Annotated in this window: 21 protein-coding genes; 11 read left to right on the top strand and 10 right to left on the bottom strand. The window is 61.4% G+C overall.

The window, feature by feature from the left end:
• Positions 1-101 precede the first annotated feature (101 nt).
• From FSY45_RS08900 to FSY45_RS08885, 4 genes are read left to right on the top strand one after another with little or no spacing between them, the layout of a single operon-like run.
• On the top strand, positions 102-1,325 hold the full coding sequence (locus FSY45_RS08900) for an aromatic ring-hydroxylating dioxygenase subunit alpha (protein ID WP_148748037.1): 1,224 nt from the start codon (positions 102-104) through the stop codon (positions 1,323-1,325).
• A gap of 27 nt (positions 1,326-1,352) precedes the next feature.
• A complete protein-coding gene (locus tag FSY45_RS08895; RefSeq protein WP_148748036.1) occupies positions 1,353-1,817 on the top strand; it encodes a nuclear transport factor 2 family protein in 465 nt (154 codons plus the stop codon).
• Positions 1,814-2,779 (top strand): PdxA family protein, encoded by a 966-nt coding sequence (locus FSY45_RS08890; protein ID WP_148748035.1) that lies wholly within the window; start codon positions 1,814-1,816, stop codon positions 2,777-2,779. Before FSY45_RS08895 ends, FSY45_RS08890 begins: the two co-directional genes overlap by 4 nt.
• Entirely contained in the window at positions 2,776-3,792 is a 1,017-nt protein-coding gene (locus FSY45_RS08885) for a 2Fe-2S iron-sulfur cluster-binding protein (RefSeq protein WP_148748034.1), read from the top strand. The genes FSY45_RS08890 and FSY45_RS08885 overlap by 4 nt, the downstream gene beginning before the upstream one ends.
• Before the next feature lie 55 nt (positions 3,793-3,847).
• On the opposite strand, the gene FSY45_RS08880 is transcribed toward FSY45_RS08885, so the two are convergent.
• The 4 genes from FSY45_RS08880 to merR form a co-directional block, all read right to left on the bottom strand.
• Complete coding sequence (locus FSY45_RS08880) at positions 3,848-4,660, bottom strand: alpha/beta fold hydrolase (protein WP_148748033.1); 813 nt, start codon at positions 4,658-4,660, stop codon at positions 3,848-3,850.
• Positions 4,661-4,885: 225 nt separating this feature from the next.
• Complete coding sequence (locus FSY45_RS08875) at positions 4,886-5,083, bottom strand: antitoxin VbhA family protein (RefSeq protein WP_148748032.1); 198 nt, start codon at positions 5,081-5,083, stop codon at positions 4,886-4,888.
• 328 nt (positions 5,084-5,411) lie between these two features.
• Positions 5,412-5,783: a hypothetical protein gene (locus FSY45_RS08865; RefSeq protein ID WP_148748030.1), complete on the bottom strand. Its 372-nt coding sequence runs from the start codon at positions 5,781-5,783 to the stop codon at positions 5,412-5,414.
• Between the two features lie 198 nt (positions 5,784-5,981).
• A complete protein-coding gene (gene merR, locus FSY45_RS08860; protein ID WP_000429838.1) occupies positions 5,982-6,416 on the bottom strand; it encodes an Hg(II)-responsive transcriptional regulator in 435 nt (144 codons plus the stop codon).
• Positions 6,417-6,487: 71 nt separating this feature from the next.
• On the opposite strand from merR, the gene merT reads away from it, so the two are divergent.
• The 6 genes from merT to merE are packed head-to-tail and all read left to right on the top strand — an operon-like array spanning position 6,488 to position 9,635.
• Entirely contained in the window at positions 6,488-6,838 is a 351-nt protein-coding gene (gene merT, locus FSY45_RS08855; RefSeq protein WP_001294667.1) for a mercuric ion transporter MerT, read from the top strand.
• Between the two features lie 15 nt (positions 6,839-6,853).
• Positions 6,854-7,129 carry a mercury resistance system periplasmic binding protein MerP gene (merP, locus tag FSY45_RS08850; protein WP_000735441.1) on the top strand — a complete coding sequence of 92 codons (276 nt, stop codon included), beginning with the start codon at positions 6,854-6,856 and terminating at the stop codon, positions 7,127-7,129.
• Between the two features lie 2 nt (positions 7,130-7,131).
• The gene (merF, locus tag FSY45_RS08845) at positions 7,132-7,377 is read left to right on the top strand and encodes a mercury resistance system transport protein MerF (RefSeq protein WP_000654684.1); all 246 of its coding nucleotides are present in this window, start codon (positions 7,132-7,134) and stop codon (positions 7,375-7,377) included.
• Positions 7,374-9,020, top strand: a complete 1,647-nt coding sequence (gene merA / locus FSY45_RS08840; RefSeq protein ID WP_000136268.1) for a mercury(II) reductase — start codon at positions 7,374-7,376, stop codon at positions 9,018-9,020. Before merF ends, merA begins: the two co-directional genes overlap by 4 nt.
• 16 nt (positions 9,021-9,036) lie before the next feature.
• A complete protein-coding gene (gene merD / locus FSY45_RS08835) occupies positions 9,037-9,402 on the top strand; it encodes a mercury resistance co-regulator MerD (protein ID WP_003465059.1) in 366 nt (121 codons plus the stop codon).
• Entirely contained in the window at positions 9,399-9,635 is a 237-nt protein-coding gene (gene merE / locus FSY45_RS08830) for a broad-spectrum mercury transporter MerE (RefSeq protein WP_001087809.1), read from the top strand. The genes merD and merE overlap by 4 nt, the downstream gene beginning before the upstream one ends.
• A 52-nt stretch (positions 9,636-9,687) precedes the next feature.
• On the opposite strand, the gene FSY45_RS08825 is transcribed toward merE, so the two are convergent.
• Genes FSY45_RS08825 through FSY45_RS08810 form a run of 4 tightly spaced genes read right to left on the bottom strand, consistent with a single transcriptional unit; the run spans position 9,688 to position 14,170 of the window.
• Complete coding sequence (locus FSY45_RS08825) at positions 9,688-10,302, bottom strand: recombinase family protein (RefSeq protein WP_000904941.1); 615 nt, start codon at positions 10,300-10,302, stop codon at positions 9,688-9,690.
• 60 nt (positions 10,303-10,362) lie between these two features.
• On the bottom strand, positions 10,363-11,580 hold the full coding sequence (locus FSY45_RS08820) for a TniQ family protein (RefSeq protein WP_009288528.1): 1,218 nt from the start codon (positions 11,578-11,580) through the stop codon (positions 10,363-10,365).
• Positions 11,577-12,485 (bottom strand): TniB family NTP-binding protein, encoded by a 909-nt coding sequence (locus FSY45_RS08815; protein WP_013741668.1) that lies wholly within the window; start codon positions 12,483-12,485, stop codon positions 11,577-11,579. The genes FSY45_RS08820 and FSY45_RS08815 overlap by 4 nt, the downstream gene beginning before the upstream one ends.
• A gap of 2 nt (positions 12,486-12,487) precedes the next feature.
• Positions 12,488-14,170: a Mu transposase C-terminal domain-containing protein gene (locus tag FSY45_RS08810; protein ID WP_011494284.1), complete on the bottom strand. Its 1,683-nt coding sequence runs from the start codon at positions 14,168-14,170 to the stop codon at positions 12,488-12,490.
• A 181-nt stretch (positions 14,171-14,351) separates the two neighbouring features.
• On the opposite strand from FSY45_RS08810, the gene FSY45_RS08805 reads away from it, so the two are divergent.
• Positions 14,352-14,963, top strand: a complete 612-nt coding sequence (locus FSY45_RS08805) for a recombinase family protein (RefSeq protein ID WP_148748029.1) — start codon at positions 14,352-14,354, stop codon at positions 14,961-14,963.
• Between the two features lie 159 nt (positions 14,964-15,122).
• Here the strand turns inward: FSY45_RS08805 and FSY45_RS08800 are convergent, their stop codons facing one another.
• Positions 15,123-15,887 (bottom strand): hypothetical protein, encoded by a 765-nt coding sequence (locus FSY45_RS08800; RefSeq protein ID WP_148748028.1) that lies wholly within the window; start codon positions 15,885-15,887, stop codon positions 15,123-15,125.
• Positions 15,884-16,291 (bottom strand): hypothetical protein, encoded by a 408-nt coding sequence (locus FSY45_RS08795; RefSeq protein WP_148748027.1) that lies wholly within the window; start codon positions 16,289-16,291, stop codon positions 15,884-15,886. The genes FSY45_RS08800 and FSY45_RS08795 overlap by 4 nt, the downstream gene beginning before the upstream one ends.
• Positions 16,292-16,310: the final 19 nt, after the last annotated feature.

Raw genomic sequence — 16,310 nt, 5'->3', positions numbered from 1 at the left:
CGCCACGAATCGCAGATTTGAAAGTGAACAGGAAAGTCAATGAAATCAACGATCTACCAACACCACCTCCGCGCCAGTGCTAGCTTTTCGTACCGTCACTTATTGCACTGAAAACGAGGAGACCCCACCTCACGCGCATCCCCTTCTCGCTTTACAGCGATGCCGACCTGCCGGAGCAGGAGCAGAAACGCATTTTTCGCGGCAGCACCTGGAACTTCCTGTGCCTGGACGCCGAGCTGCCGGACGAAGGCAGCTACCGCACGACGTTTTGCGGCACGACCCCGGTGGTGGTCGTGCGCGACGGCGACGGCGAGATCTACGCCTTCGAGAACCGCTGCGCCCATCGCGGCGCGCTGATCGCCCTGGAGAAATCCGGCAAGGCCGACAACTTCCAATGCGTCTACCACGCCTGGAGCTACAACCGGCAGGGCGACCTGACCGGCGTGGCGTTCGAGAAGGGCGTCAAGGGACAGGGCGGCATGCCGCCGGGCTTCTGCAAGGAAGAGCACGGCCCGCGCAAGCTGCGCATCGCCGTCTTCGCCGGCCTGGTGTTCGGCAGCTTCTCGGAAGACGTGCCGGACATCGAGGACTACCTGGGCGAGGAGATCTGCCAGCGCATCGAGCGCGTGATGCACAAACCGGTGGAGGTCATAGGCCGCTTCACCCAGGCCCTGCCCAACAACTGGAAGCTGTACGTGGAAAACGTCAAGGACAGCTACCACGCCAGTCTGCTGCACCTGTTTTTCACCACCTTCGAGCTGAACCGGCTGTCGCAAAAAGGCGGCGTGATCGTGGACGCATCGGGCGGCCACCACGCCAGCTTCTCGATGATCGACGCCTCCGCGGAGAAGGACTCCTCCTACCAGGACCAGGCCCTGCGCTCGGACAATGACCGCTATCGCCTCAAGGACCCCAGCCTGCTGGCCGGCTTCACCGAATACGACGACGGCGTGACGCTGCAAATCCTGTCGGTCTTCCCCGGCTTCGTGCTGCAGCAGATCCAGAACTGCCTGGCGGTGCGCCAGGTGCTGCCCAGGGGCGTGGACCGGACCGAGCTGAACTGGACCTATTTCGGCTACGCCGACGACACGCCCGCACAGCGCGCGGTGCGCCTGAAGCAGTCCAACCTGGTCGGCCCCGCGGGCTTCATCTCCATGGAAGACGGGGCCGTGGGCGGCTTCGTGCAGCGCGGCATCGCCGGCGCGAGCGACAAAGCGGCGGTGGTCGAGATGGGCGGCGACCATGCCGGCTCCAGCGAAGGCCGCGCCACCGAAACATCGGTCCGTGGTTTCTGGAAAGCCTACCGCCACCACATGGGCGCCTGAGGCGCCGCAGAACAAGGGAATTCCCACATGATCGACTTGCTGGCGCTGTGCGCCTTCAACGCCGCCTACGCCCATGCCATTGACAGCGACGCGCTGGAGCAGTGGCCGGCGTTCTTCACGCCCGAATGCCACTACCGCATCACCCACGTCGAAAACGAGCAGGAAGGCTGGGCAGCAGGCATCGTTTATGCCGACTCCCGCGCGATGCTGGAAGACCGCATTGCCGCCCTGCGCGAGGCCAACATCTACGAACGCCAGCGCTACCGCCACCTGCTGGGCATTCCCCTGGTGGAGTCCGCCAGCGACGCGGCAGCGCAGGCACGCACGCCCTTCATCGTGGTGCGCATCATGGGAACGGGGCAGACCGAGGTGTTCGCCACCGGCGTGTACCGCGACCGCTTCGTGCGACAGGACGGCCGGCTGCTGCTGGCCGAGCGCGTGGCGATCTGCGACAGCACGGTGACCGACACCCTGATGGCGCTGCCGCTGTGACGGCCTCGCACCGCCGACTCGCACTCGCCGCGGGCGACCCGAACGGCATCGGCCCTGAAATCGCGCTGAAGGCGCTGGCCGCGCTGGATGCCGCGGACCGGCGGCGCATCACGCTCTTCGGTCCGGGCGCCGTGCTGGAACGCGCCGCTGCCGTGTCGAACTTGTCCGCCTTGTGGCCGCAGTTGCGCCACGTCGAAGCCGGCGGCTTGCCAGACAGTGCCGCGCAACCCGGGCGCATCGACCCGGCGGCCGGCGCCTCCGCCATCGCTTCGGCCACCGCCGCCCTGCAGGCTTGCCGGGCCGGGCAATTCGACGCCGTCATCGCGTGCCCGCACCACGAATCCGCCATTGCCGAGGCCCGCATTCCCTTCAGCGGCTACCCGTCCCTGGTCGCGCGCGTGTGCGGCCTGCCCGAGGACGAAGTGTTCCTGCTGCTGGTCGGCGGCGGCCTGCGCATCGTTCACGCAACCCTGCATGAAAGCGTGCGCACGGCGCTGGACCGGCTGACGCCGGAACGCGTGGCGCGCGCCGCGCGGGCCGGCGCGCGTGCCTGCGCTTTGCTGGGAGTCCCCGACCCCTCGATCGGCGTGTTCGGCATCAATCCGCATGCTTCCGAGGGCACGCTGTTCGGCCCGGAAGACCAGCAGGTGGTCCTGCCGGCCATGGCGCAGCTGCGCGCCGAGGGCTTGCGCGTGGACGGCCCGCACGGCGCCGACATGCTGCTGTCGCAGCGCCGGCATGACCTGTACGTGGCCATGCTGCACGACCAGGGCCACATCCCCATCAAACTGCTGGCGCCCAACGCCGCCAGCGCCCTGAGCATAGGCGCCGACGCGCTGCTGTCCAGCGTGGGCCACGGCAGCGCCATGGACATCGCCGGCCGCGGCATCGCCGACCCGACCGCTCTGCTGCGCACCATCGCCCTGCTCTCCGGCGCCGCACAAGCCCAGGCGGTCGCATGAGCCATCGCGTTGCCCTTGAAGCGACGGAGGTCGCCTTCCAAGCTGCGCCGGGCCAGAGCCTGCTCGATGCGGCCTTGCATGCCGGCATCGAGTTGCCGTATTCCTGCCGCAAGGGCGTGTGCGGCAGTTGCGCCGGCAGCATTGCCGCCGGCGACGTGACCGGCCTCAACGGCGCCGCCGTCCGCAACGACACCTGTCTGCCCGGCCAGGTGCTGTTCTGCCTGTGCACGCCCACCACCGACGTGGTGTTGCGGCCCGCGTCCTGGAAACGGCTGGATCCGTCCGCGCGCAAGACCTTCACCGCCAAGGTCTACAGCAACGAACTTGCTGCGCCCGACGTGTCCGTGCTGCGCCTGCGCCTGCCCGCCGGCCAACGCGCCAAATTTCAGGCCGGCCAGTACCTGCAGATCCGGACGGAAGACGGCAGCGCGCGCTGCTATTCCATGGCCAACCCGCCGCAGGAAAGCGACGGCGCCACGCTGCACATCCGCCATGTGCCGGGCGGGAAGTTCAGCGCACGCGTGGCGCAGCTGGTGCCGGGCGACCTGCTGGAGATCGAACTGCCTTTCGGCAACGTGGCGCTCGCCACAGACGACATGCGCCCCATCGTGTTCGTGGCCGGCGGCACCGGCTTCGCACCGGTCAAGTCCATCCTGGACGACATGTTGAAAAAGCGCGTGCAACGCGACATCACCCTCATCTGGGGCGCACGCGAGCCGGGTGGTTTGTATCTGCGTGCCGCCGTCGGACGTTGGCAGAAGCAGTGGCCCGGGTTCCGCTTCGTCGCCGCCCTGAGCGACGTGCCGGCCGATGCCGTGGGCGATGCCTTCGCGGGCCGGGTAGACCAGGCCCTGCACGCCACTTGCGCCGACCTGGCCGGCCACGTCGTGTACTGCTGTGGCTCGCCGCCCATGGTGTCCGCCGTGCGCGCGGCAGCCAACGAAAAAGGCCTGGCCAGCGAAGACTTTCACGCCGATGTATTCGTGCCAGGCCCGTCGTCTGCGCCCGGGTAGCCGCGACTGACAACCACACGGCAAGGCGTACGCATGCACGCCCTGCCGCCTCACTTCAGCCTGCGGCCTCCAGGAGGAGGGCAGCCACGTCGGCCGGCCGGTCGATCATGAGGTCATGACCGGCGTCCAGGAACCGAACGCTCCAGTCGCTCCGCGATCGCAGCTTGCCCGCGAACTGATCAAACGGCTCTGACGCGTAACGCGTCGCCCGGACATAGAACTTCCGGCGAATTCGTTGGTAGGCGCTGGCGGACCCCGCCGGGTCGCGAAAGGTGGCAAACGGGTGGGGCGTCATTTTTTCATCCACCCATTTCTGGTCCGCCTCGTTCACCTTGAAAATGCGCGCCGGTATCGGATCCAGGGAAAGACCCTGGGTGCGCAGGGCCTGGGCCTCGATGCGCGCCCGTGAAACAGCCCCGGCGATATCCAGCATGGATTGACCGACCTCGGGAACAAAGGCATCCAGGTACACGATCGATTTGATGCGAGGCTCGAGGACCTCGGCCGCGCCGGTGATCACCATGCCGCCATAGGAATGCCCGACCAGGACGATGTCGCGCAGATCCTCCCATTTGACGAGGTTGACGACGTCATCGACATGCGTCTGAAGCCCGACGTTCCGACTCAAGAGGTGCGACTTCTCGCCGACACCGGTCAGGCTGGGCGTGTACACGTGATGACCCTGCCGTCGAAGCAGGTCGCCCACGCGCCGGTAGCACCAGCCCCCATGCCATGCTCCCGGCACCAGTACAAAAGTGCTCGATGGCGTGCTGTATTGCGTTGATGCGCATCCCACGGATGCGGCAGCCACGGGCAATGCCGCTGCAAGGGCGAGTACACGTCTGCGGCTGGGTATGGTGTCCTTCATAGGTATCTCCTGTTGGTTTTATTGAGTGGGGGCAGCGCGCGCCGTACATCGGCCGCGCGCTCAGCAGCATGGTCCAGCGGCCCGCAATTCTCAAGAGGGCAAGCCAGGATACGGCCAGTTTTAGCTCATAAGCCTCGAAGTAATTAAAGGCAGTCGGCTTATGCGATAAGGTCTCAGCCGGCCACGCGGAATCGGCCCCCCTCTCGATAACACACGAGACCCGCTCTAAGTCTCGGGGTGCTCGGGCAGTTCTATCCCATGTCGATCGCTCGCCCTGGCCGCGCTGGCGCGAATGGCTTGGTCATACGTCATCGTGCCCTCGACCACCGCCGCGACGTCCTCCAGAAATCGAGGTGTTGGTTCGTGGCCCGCAATGCGCGTGGTGGCAAGTGCTTGGGCCATGGCATCGCAACGTTCTTGCATCGTGCTCACGACTGCACCTCGACCCCAATGGGAGGCCAGGCCATCACCTCTCCACCGTGCAGCTGTGGATCGAACCGAGCAAGCAGGCTCTCCAGCGTGGGGCCCTCCCGCCGCAGCTTGGAAGAAACGTCGCGCGCTCGTGGCCGCGAAGCTTGACGCGGAACCTTCTGTGGTCTTGTCTTCTTGGTCATGCCCATGATTTTCCTCCTGGAGCGGGCTGCAATGCTAGGCGCGCTGTCATCGTGACTTGACAGGCCATGATGCAGCCTGGGAGTGGGATGCCGTGGTCAGAGAAGGCCTTGCCTAGACAACTGCGCGAACGAGACCGTCAGGATTGATCCCAGGCGTCGATGGTCAGTGCCTGGTCGGGCGGACAGGCTGCGATCTTGTCTTGATGGAAGATCACGTTGCCCTTCCAGTTCGCCGGCATGACGTAGTCGTCTCCAATGATCGGGGGACCTCGGTGTGCAGGCGGACCGCCTGCAAGCAGCGGCAGCACATTGCTCGCATTGGCGGTGTAGCGGTTCGGGTAGCCGCTGAATGACAACTGGCTGGCTTTGCCTGCTTTGACGAGTTGATGCAGCCAATCGATTCCGCCTGGTCCAACCTCCCAATTCGCCAGCACTGCTGGCTTGGTATCGATTGCACGGTCGCGTTCCTCGGGCGTCTGAGCCGCCACCACTATCCACCAGCCGATCATTGCTTGCTTCCTCGTTTTAGATCTATCGCACAGGCGTGATTGCTCTGGCCCGACTTGTCAGATGCCGGCCTCGTATCGGATGATCTCGGCCTTTCACCGATTCACCAAGGAGACCAGCTCTTCACCATTCAAAAGCCGTTACCAGGAGTCGCCTCAGAAAACGGAAAATAAAGCACGCTAAGGCGTAGTTCCCTCGGGCTACACCGCGTCCGCACTGCGCGGTTCTTTCTTCCCTTGCAGTGACGCAATCAGCGGGCAGGAAACGTTCCCCTTCCGCGCATGGCAGGCGCACACCAAATCAGACAGCACGGCCTCCATGCGCGCCAGGTCAGCCATCCTCTCGCGCACGTCCTTGAGCTTGTGCTCGGCCAGGCTGCTGGCTTCCTCGCAATGGGTGCCATCCTCCAGCCGCAGCAGCTCGGCGATCTCATCCAGGCTGAAGCCCAACCGCTGGGCTGATTTCACGAAGCGCACCCGCGTTACATCCGTCTCGCCATAGCGGCGAATGCTGCCGTAAGGCTTGTCCGGTTCCGGGAGCAAGCCCTTGCGCTGATAGAACCGGATGGTCTCCACATTGACCCCGGCCGTCCTGGCGAAAACGCCAATGGTCAGGTTCTCCAAATTGTTTTCCATATCGCTTGACTCCGTACATAACTACGGAAGTAAGCTTAAGCTATCCAATTCAGATTCGAAAGGACAAACGTATGTCTGAACCTCAAAACGGGCGCGGCGCGCTCTTCACTGGCGGGCTGGCCGCCATCCTCGCCTCGGCTTGCTGCCTCGGGCCGCTGGTTCTGATCGCCTTGGGGTTCAGCGGCGCTTGGATCGGCAACTTGACGGTGTTGGAACCCTATCGCCCCATCTTTATCGGCGTGGCGCTGGTGGCGTTGTTCTTCGCCTGGCGGCGCATCTACCGGCCGTCAGCCGCCTGCAAACCGGGTGAGGTTTGCGCGATTCCCCAAGTGCGAGCTACTTACAAGCTCATTTTCTGGGGCGTGGCCGTGCTGGTTTTGGTCGCGCTCGGATTTCCCTACGTCGTGCCATTTTTCTATTGATCACAGGAGTTCACCATGAAAAAGCTGCTTTCCGCCCTTGCCCTCGCTGCCGTTGTTGCCCCCGTGTGGGCCGCCACCCAGACCGTTACGCTGTCCGTACCGGGCATGACCTGCTCGGCCTGTCCGATCACTGTCAAGAAGGCGATTTCCAAGGTCGATGGCGTCAGTAAAGTTGACGTGACCTTCGAGACGCGCGAAGCGGTGGTCACCTTCGATGATGCCAAGACCAGCGTGCAGAAACTGACCAAGGCTACCGAGGATGCGGGCTACCCATCATCAGTCAAGAACTGATCATGAAAGACCCGAAGACACTGCTGCGGGTCAGCATCATTGGCACAACCCTCGTGGCGCTGTGTTGCTTCACCCCTGTTCTGGTCATTTTGCTCGGTGTGGTCGGCTTGTCCGCGCTGACCGGCTATCTGGACTATGTGCTGCTGCCTGCGCTGGCGATTTTCATCGGCTTGACCATCTACGCCATCCAACGAAAACGCCAAGCCGATGCCTGCTGCACCCCGAAATTCAATGGAGTAAAAAAATGACCGAAATCACCGTGAATGGCATGACCTGCACATCCTGCGCCACCCATGTCAAAGATGCTTTGGAAAAGATTCCCGGCGTGAATGCCGCTGTGGTGTCCTATCCAGAAAGCCGCGCGCAAGTCATGGCAGACACCGCCGTGAGCCACAACCAACTGCTGGCCGCCATCGCCGCATTGGGTTATCAAGGCTCGATCCGGGTTGGTGATTTCAAAGATGAACCAAAAATCCGTGATGCACTTGAGGGCGCCGGTTTGCATATCGCCATCATTGGCAGCGGCGGGGCCGCGATGGCGGCGGCGCTGAAGGCCGTCGAGCAAGGCGCGACGGTCACGCTGATCGAACGCGGCACCATCGGCGGCACCTGCGTCAATATCGGCTGTGTGCCGTCCAAGATCATGATCCGCGCTGCCCATATTGCCCATCTGCGCCGGGAAAGTCCGTTCGACGGCGGTATTGCGGCAACTGTGCCTGCGATTGACCGCAGCAAACTGCTGGCCCAGCAGCAGGCCCGTGTCGATGAACTGCGGCACGCCAAATACGAAGGCATCCTGGACGGCAATCCAGCCATCACCGTTTTGCACGGTGAAGCGCGTTTCAAGGACGACCAGAGCCTGGTCGTCCGTTTGAACGAGGGTGGCGAGCGCGAGGTAACGTTCGACCGCTGCCTGGTCGCCACCGGTGCCAGTCCGGCCGTGCCGCCGATTCCGGGCCTGAAAGAGTCACCCTACTGGACTTCCACCGAAGCGCTTGTCAGCGACACCATTCCCGCACGCCTGGCCGTGATCGGTTCGTCGGTGGTGGCGTTGGAACTGGCGCAAGCCTTTGCCCGGCTCGGCAGCCAGGTCACGATCCTGGCACGCAGCACCTTGTTCTTCCGGGAAGACCCGGCCATCGGCGAGGCCGTGACAGCCGCTTTCCGCGCCGAGGGCATCGAGGTGCTGGAGCACACGCAAGCCAGCCAGGTCGCCCATGTGAACGGCGAATTCGTGCTGACCACCGGACACGGTGAATTGCGCGCTGACAAGTTGCTGGTTGCCACCGGTCGGGCACCGAATACGCGCAGCCTCGCGCTGGACGCGGCGGGGGTCACTGTCAATGCGCAAGGGGCCATCGTTATCGACCAAGGCATGCGCACGAGCAACCCGAACATCTACGCGGCCGGCGACTGCACCGACCAGCCGCAGTTCGTCTACGTGGCAGCGGCCGCCGGCACCCGTGCCGCGATCAACATGACCGGCGGCGACGCAGCCCTCAATCTGACCGCGATGCCGGCAGTGGTGTTCACCGACCCGCAAGTCGCCACCGTGGGCTACAGCGAGGCGGAAGCGCACCACGATGGCATCGAGACCGACAGTCGCACGCTGACACTCGACAACGTTCCGCGAGCGCTTGCCAACTTCGACACACGCGGCTTCATCAAGCTGGTCATCGAGGAAGGTAGCGGACGGCTCATCGGCGTGCAGGCGGTGGCCCCGGAAGCGGGCGAACTGATCCAGACGGCGGTGCTCGCCATCCGCAACCGCATGACGGTGCAGGAACTGGCCGACCAGTTGTTCCCCTACCTGACAATGGTCGAGGGGTTGAAGCTTGCGGCGCAGACCTTCAACAAGGACGTGAAGCAGCTTTCCTGCTGCGCTGGATAAAAAAAGGAGGTTTTCAATGAGCGCCTACACCGTGTCCCGGCTGGCCCTTGATGCCGGGGTGAGCGTGCATATCGTGCGCGACTACCTGCTGCGCGGATTGCTGCGTCCGGTGGCGTGCACCCCGGGCGGCTATGGCCTGTTCGATGATGCCGCCTTGCAACGGCTGTGCTTCGTGCGGGCGGCCTTCGAGGCGGGCATCGGCCTGGACGCGCTGGCGCGGCTGTGCCGGGCGCTGGATGCTGCGGACGGCGATGAAGCGGCCGCGCAGCTTGCCGTTCTGCGCCAGTTCGTCGAGCGTCGGCGCGAAGCGTTGGCCGATCTGGAGGTGCAGTTGGCCACCATGCCGACCGAGCCGGCACAGCACGCGGAGAGTCTGCCATGAACAGCCCCGAGCGCTTGCCGTCCGAGACGCACAAACCGATCACCGGCTACCTGTGGGGCGCGCTGGCCGTGCTCACCTGTCCCTGCCATTTGCCGATTCTCGCCATTGTGCTGGCCGGCACGACGGCCGGCGCGTTCATCGGAGAGTACTGGGGTATCGCAGCCCTCACGCTGACCGGTTTGTTCGTCCTGTCTGTGACACGACTGCTGCGGGCCTTCAAAGATCGATCATGAGCGCTTCCCATTGAGACAAACCACGCTGTCGCTACGTTGCCTCATGCCGGCATCAAATTCGGCTGAGTAGCTTCTCGCCATCTGGACGTAGCTCACCCTTGGGTGAAACATGCCGATACAGGGTCTGCCGCGTGACGCCAAGTTCCTGGCACAGGTCGCCGACCTTGGTCTCTGGCTGACCCATTGCCGCCATCGCCAGCCGCAGCTTGGCGGCGGTCATCTTGAACGGCCGGCCGCCTTTCCGCCCGCGCGCGCGGGCCGAGGCTAGGCCGGCAATCGTGCGCTCCGCGATCAACTCGCGCTCGAACTCGGCCAGGGCGGCGAAGATGCCAAAGACCAGCTTGCCGGCGGCGGTCGTGGTGTCGATGGCCGCGCCGTGCCCGGTTAATACCTTCAAGCCGATGCCGCGCCCAGTCAGGTCGTGCACGGTGTTGATGAGATGTCGCAGGTCGCGTCCGAGCCGATCCAGTTTCCACACGACCAGTGTGTCGCCAGTTCGCAACGCCTTCAGGCAGCTCGTCAAGCCGGGCCGATCCTCGCGCATGCCGGATGCCTGGTCCTCGTAAAGATGTACTGGATCGACCCCGGCGGCAATCAGCGCGTCGCGCTGCAAATCGGTAGCCTGGGAGCCGTCCGCCTTCGATACCCGCATGTAGCCTATCAGCATGTCGTACCTGTCACATATACGTTCGATTATGTGACAGTTTGCATCGGGAAGCTCTGCACGTCAAAATTTGTCACTTAACCCGTCATTCTGTCTAAGGCATGCAAAGGGTAGGCTAGGCTCATAATGTGACAGAAATTCCGGGGGGATGCCTTCCTTCGCGAAGGTGGCGCGCAACTGTTCCAAGGAAGCGGGGTCGCGCCGACCATAGGAAGCCAACGCGAACAGCGAGCGTGCCGTCTCGGGGTTGTGTCGTGCTTCAATGATGGCCTCATCAATGGCCTGGATTGCACGCTGCCAGTGATCGACGGGTTCGGGCTTCGGCGCTTTCGCCGGCAGGCCACTGGTGAACCCGGTTTGGGGCTCGGACCAGAATAGCTTTGCGTGCTCGCCTGGCGGGCTTATATCCCTCACCTCAATCAAGCTGATTGCCGTTGCCGCCGCCTCCAGCATCTGCAACCGTACTGCCGGGTTCAGGGTTTCATACGGTCGCCACAGACTTTGCCCAGCACGCAGCGGATGCCCGCAGCATTCCCAGATTTGGCGGAGATACCCCGCGTAGGTGCCGCACGTCGAAAGCGGGGTGTTCAGCTCATCGAGCAGCGTGCGTAGCAGCCTAAACCACAATCCGGCGTGGATGCGTCGGCGCGGCAACTCCACGTGGCCGGTCGTCAGTGCCTGCCAGGTACGCTGGTCCATCGCCGCAATCGCGTCGCTGGCAGTGCGCGGTTCGGCGTCGGCGTTCTCCCAGCCGAGAAACCGCCCTGGCACGCCCCAATAGGATTCCAGCCAGCAGCCATGCAGTGGGCAGCTCAGCATCAGGGGCAGCTTCCACGCGAGCAGTACGGCTTGGTTCTCCGGATCGTTCAGGCAGAGCGGACAGGCGCGGTGTATCGGTTGGGTGGGCAGCCAGGCACGCCAGCTCGTGATGGATCGCGTCTTACGGCGGAGTCTCGGCAGCAGTACCGAGAGCTGGAACGCATAGGTTTCCAATGCGGCTGGAATCTGATCATCAAGGCTGTCCAGTAGCCAAGGCACCCAGCCGGCGAAACTCATGCAGCGCAGCCGATCCAGCTCGATACCGCTCCGCTGGGAGAGCATCGCCAGCAGCGCCAGTGGTGGCGCGGTGTCCAGGTCATCAACCTGGCCGTGACCAAGATCGTGCTCCAGCAGCTCGGACACTTCCATGTGATAGCAAAGGGCCACGCGGTTGAGCCACGAAGACAGGGCTTCGGCTTCCCTGGGTGCCGGATGCAGTGGCCAGCGTGGCGCTGGCTTCACATCAGTTCCCGCTCGAATTGCCGCCGCCGCTCGCTGGGACCGGTGTAATCGGCCATGCTGAGCGTGCGGTGGTTGATCGCTTCCTCACCACTCTCCACGGCGGCCACGGCCGCCGCCATCAATAGGTGCGCCAGCTCGCCAATAGTGCCCTCGCTGCGCGTGAGCAGGTAGCGAGCCATGTCCAGCGTGGCAATCGACGAAGGTCGCCGCAGCGGGAGCGAAGCCGCGAAGCTGGCCAGCAGTGAACAGCAATCGTCGTTGGCCTCCCACACCGGCAGCATCATCGGCTCGAAGCGATTTTCCAACTGGTCATCCGAGCGGATGGCCAGGTAGGCGTCGCGTGTGCCCACACCGACCAGCGGGATGCGCAATTCGTTGCCGAGGAAGCGCAGCAGGTTGAGGAATTCCCGGCGGTTGACGCTGTTGCCGGCCAGGACGTTGTGCAGCTCGTCGATCACCAGCAAACGCACACCGAGCTTGCGCAGCAGTGTCAGCGCCAGTTGCTCTATTTCCGGCAGCCGTGGGCGCGGTCGCAATGGTGCTCCCATCGCCGCGAGCAGCGCGACGTAGAAGCGGATCACCGATGGCTCGGACGGCATCTGCACGACCAATACCGGGATGTGCTCCTGGTCGGCGTCGGAGCTGGCCGGGTGGGCGCGGCGGAACTTCTCGACGATCATCGACTTGCCGTTGTTGGTTGGACCGACCAACAGCAGGTTGGGCATGCGTTGTTTGTTTGGCCACGTATACAGGGCTTCCAGCCGGTTCAACGCCTCGACTGCTCGCGGATAGCCGATCCAGCGGTCGGCGCGAAGGCGATGGATGCGCTCGTCCGCCGGGAGACGGGCCAAGCCCTGGGCCGCCGGCAGCAGGTGGGACAGGTCGATGATGGGATATTCGTCCACGGCTACCACTCCTCAATCTGGTCGAACGGTTTGGCAGGTGGCTGGTTGTCCGCCTGCGGGTCTGCCATGTCCGTGTCCGCTGGTGGCGTGGTTTTGACAGGTTGTTCCGTTGACTTGAGATGCTGGCGTCGATCCGCGTCGCGCCGCGCCTTGCGCGTGGCTTTCTGCGCAGTGGTCACGATTTCGCGCATCTGCCCGATCATGCGGAACAGCGCCGACTCATCCACCTGTTCGCGCCCTTGCTGCCGCAATTTCGCCAGCGCCTGCCGTTGTTCCCAGAGGGTGACAGCCGGGTGCGACAAGGTACGGTATGGAATTTCCAGATAGTGCTGCCCCTCCGGCTCCAGCACCCAAATGCGGCTGATGTCGCGTGGGTCGCGCCGGATCAGGAACGCAGGCAGGCGGTCGCGCCGAGCTATCCACGGCTTGAGCGCATCGGCGTAGTAGTGGATGTGGTCGATGACGAAGCCAGTGCGGGTCAGGGTGCGGCGGAGGACGGGCAGGAAATCGACCAGAAAAGCCGTGGTGCGAGTGATGACGGTTGGAACGCCGGTACGCGCGACAGCTTCGGCCCAGCGTGCGGCCGGCGGTTGGAGCAGGCCGTTGTGCACGGAGCCGTGATAGGTGCCAACCGCCAATGCGAGCCAGCGTTCCAGCTCGCGCAGTGTCAGGGCGGCCATCTTCTCGGAGGCGTATTCCCCGCGCTGGTCAGGGTTGGAGAAGGTCGTCCCCGGCAATTCGTCGTGGATCATTTGCATCGCCGTGCCGATGATCCGTTCCACGATGCCGCCATAGTGCGGCTGCCCGAGAGGCCGATAGTCCAACCGGATGCCATGCTGCTCGCAGCCACGGCGTAGCGCCTCGCTCTTGAATTCGGCCGCGTTGTCCAGGTAGAGCAGCGCGGGCTTGCCGCTCATCGGCCAGTCCATTTCCACGTCCAACCTTTCCAACCAAGGGCGCTTGTCGCAACCGGCGTGTGCGAGGCACAGGCCGACCGAGACGGCAGATGGCGCTTCTAACGTGACCACCATGCCAACCACGCAGCGGGTGAACACGTCGATGGCGAGGGTCAGGTACGGACGGCCAATCGGTTGCCGGTCGCGCTCGTCCACCACGATCAGGTCGATGACTGTGTGGTCGATCTGTACCTGCTCCAGCGGTGCGGAGACTGGCGGAGGAACACCGCCAACACCTTGCAGGATGCGGGACGCATCCTGGCCTTCCCGAAGTCGAGTGGTCTTGAGTGGATCAAGGCTGGCGATCCGCAACGCGACCGTGTTGCGCGCCGGCATCCGCAGCTTTTGCAGCTTGCACACCCGCGCAACTTCACGGTGGAACGCCGCCAAGCTGCGCTTCTGCTTGGTCAGGAAGCGCTTTTGCAGTAGCTCGCGGATGATTCGTTCGACCGACTCCGGCAAGCGGCCTTTACCTTTGCCACCGCTCGACTGTCCAAGAGCCAAATCAGTGACCAGCCCCGAACCTTGCCGGGCACGGCGGATCAGGACGTAGACCTGCCGCCGGGACAGACCCAGCGCCTGGGCTGCTGCGTCGGCCGCTTCATGCCCGACCGTCTCCGACTGCGCCAACGGCCCAATGATCTCCGCGCGGCAGCGAGCACGCTCCCATGCCTGTTCTGACAGGGTGGCTACGCCGCGCTCGGCAATCGGTACGGTATCGGTCGCCATGCTCGCCTCGCTTTGGTGCACACGAGTATTGAGCATAGACGAGTTTCGTGCAGAGGAGTCCTGATATCGGGCTGTCAGGAGCCGTATGCACAGCAGGCTTCATGTCTCGTTGATTGGTGCAGTCGTCTTCTGAAAATGACAACGAACTGATTTAAAAGAACCATCTATATCGAACCAAAGAATGTTTATTCGCGCCTATCTCCGAGCCTCCACCCAAGAACAAGACGCCACCCGCGCCCGTGCCGCCCTTGAAGCCTTCGCTGCTGAGCGTGGCTTGGCTGTGGCCGCTTGGTATGTCGAGAATGAATCGGGGGCCAGCCTGAAGCGCCCTGAGCTGTTCCGGCTGCTGGGTGACTGCAAGGCTGGGGACGTGCTGCTGATCGAGCAGGTGGATCGTCTCTCACGTCTAAACGACGCGGACTGGGAGGCGCTGAAACGTGAGATTGGGGCGCGTGGCGTGCGTATCGTGGCGCTGGACTTGCCTACGTCTTGGCAGAGCATTGCCATCACGGACGAAACTACGGCCCGCATCTTGGCCGCTGTGAATGGGATGCTGCTGGACATGTTGGCCGCGATAGCCCGCAAGGACTACACAGACCGCCGCCGCCGTCAGGCTGAGGGAATTGCCAAGGCTAGGACCGAAGGTGCCTACAAGGGCCGCAGGGAGGACACAGAGCGAAATGCGGCCATTGTGTCCATGCTGTCCAAGGGGATGACGTGGAGCGAGATTCAGAAGGCTACAGGGTGCAGCCGTAGCACCCTGAGTAGATTGCGCGAGCGGGTGGTCGGCTGAATAGGCTAACGAGGTGAGCTGTTTCAGCCTCGTATGCTGTTGGATTTATTGAGACACGTTTATATGTCCACAATTTTCCTGAAAATTAAAGGGCTGCGATGAAACATCCCTTTAATAATCAGTCTTTATAAATATGTAATTTACGGTATGAATTTATTACTAATTTAGTCGTCCTGCTTGAGCACTGACACCGGTGACGGCATTTGATTCTATGTCAATATCGCAAAAATATACCATGTTAGACCAAGCGCCAAATCCATTCTGAAATTTCACCTTGTCTCCAATGAAAGTGATTATTTTTTTGGAGTTATTTTTCCATCTGAATCGATCAAATTTCATATCAAATAATCCGTCAGTCCATTCAATATCATATTTTGCTAAACTTTGAATATAAGGTTTGCATAGCCTCCCTGCAGAATATGATTTTCTATCGCCAATACAGCTAATATCTTTTCTGCATGCTTCTTCTGCGATCGCTTGCGCAGCATCTTTCTTTTGTTTCTCTAGAGCTATTTTTTCCTCATTGGCCTTTTGCTCTTTAATTCTTCTTGTTTCTTCTTCTATTCTAATTACATTGAGTTTTGATTGGTATTCGCTTTTGTTTGCTGCACCTATTTTTATGGCGGCGTCATACTCAGTCCGGCTGTCAAAGCCAAGGCTTTTTATTCTTCGAGATTCATCTGCGGTTGAGATGAATCCAAATATTCCCAAGAAAATAAAATATGAGACGACAGTTAAGAATGTGCCTTTATCATAGTTGCCGTCTTTAATAAAGTATTTTTCAAAGAAAAATGGGTTTATTATAAATATTGATAATAGTGAGAAAACTAGTGCGTAATAATTGCTACTCTTAATAGAGTGATAAATGCAGTAAAGTATTATTATTAATAGTATGTATATCAATACTTGATATTTTATTTTCATGGTTTCTTGAAGTCGCTTTTCTTGAAATTAATAGATGTCCCGGTTGAGCTGTTATGTAATATTAAGTTATCCCCTGTAATTTTATAAGTCAAGACTGAATCGTTAGGGTCAGTATCCCTCCAGCGCCCCCATCCTTTTTGAGTAGGGTTTTTGAAGTAACCTCGCCACACAATACGGTTCTGATTAATTTTGCATTGATAACGGAATTTATCCCCGTCACTACGCATATATGATATTTCGGGGAGTTCTTCTGAAGACTTTAATGTCTTCATTATTTTTACTTCTCTAAGCATTTCCGTGGAAATTGCCGCTTTGCAAATATCGAAATTTGAAAAATCGTCCCCGGCGAAGATAGATGCACTTGCTAAGAAAAATATCGCCCCAATAGATATTCGGTTGATCATCGTTCAATTCGGTAAGTAA

Source organism: Comamonas sp. Z1, assembly GCF_008121555.1.
GTDB classification, from domain to species: Bacteria; Pseudomonadota; Gammaproteobacteria; order Burkholderiales; family Burkholderiaceae_C; genus Comamonas; species Comamonas thiooxydans.
This window is presented reverse-complemented; position numbering and strand designations above follow the sequence as displayed.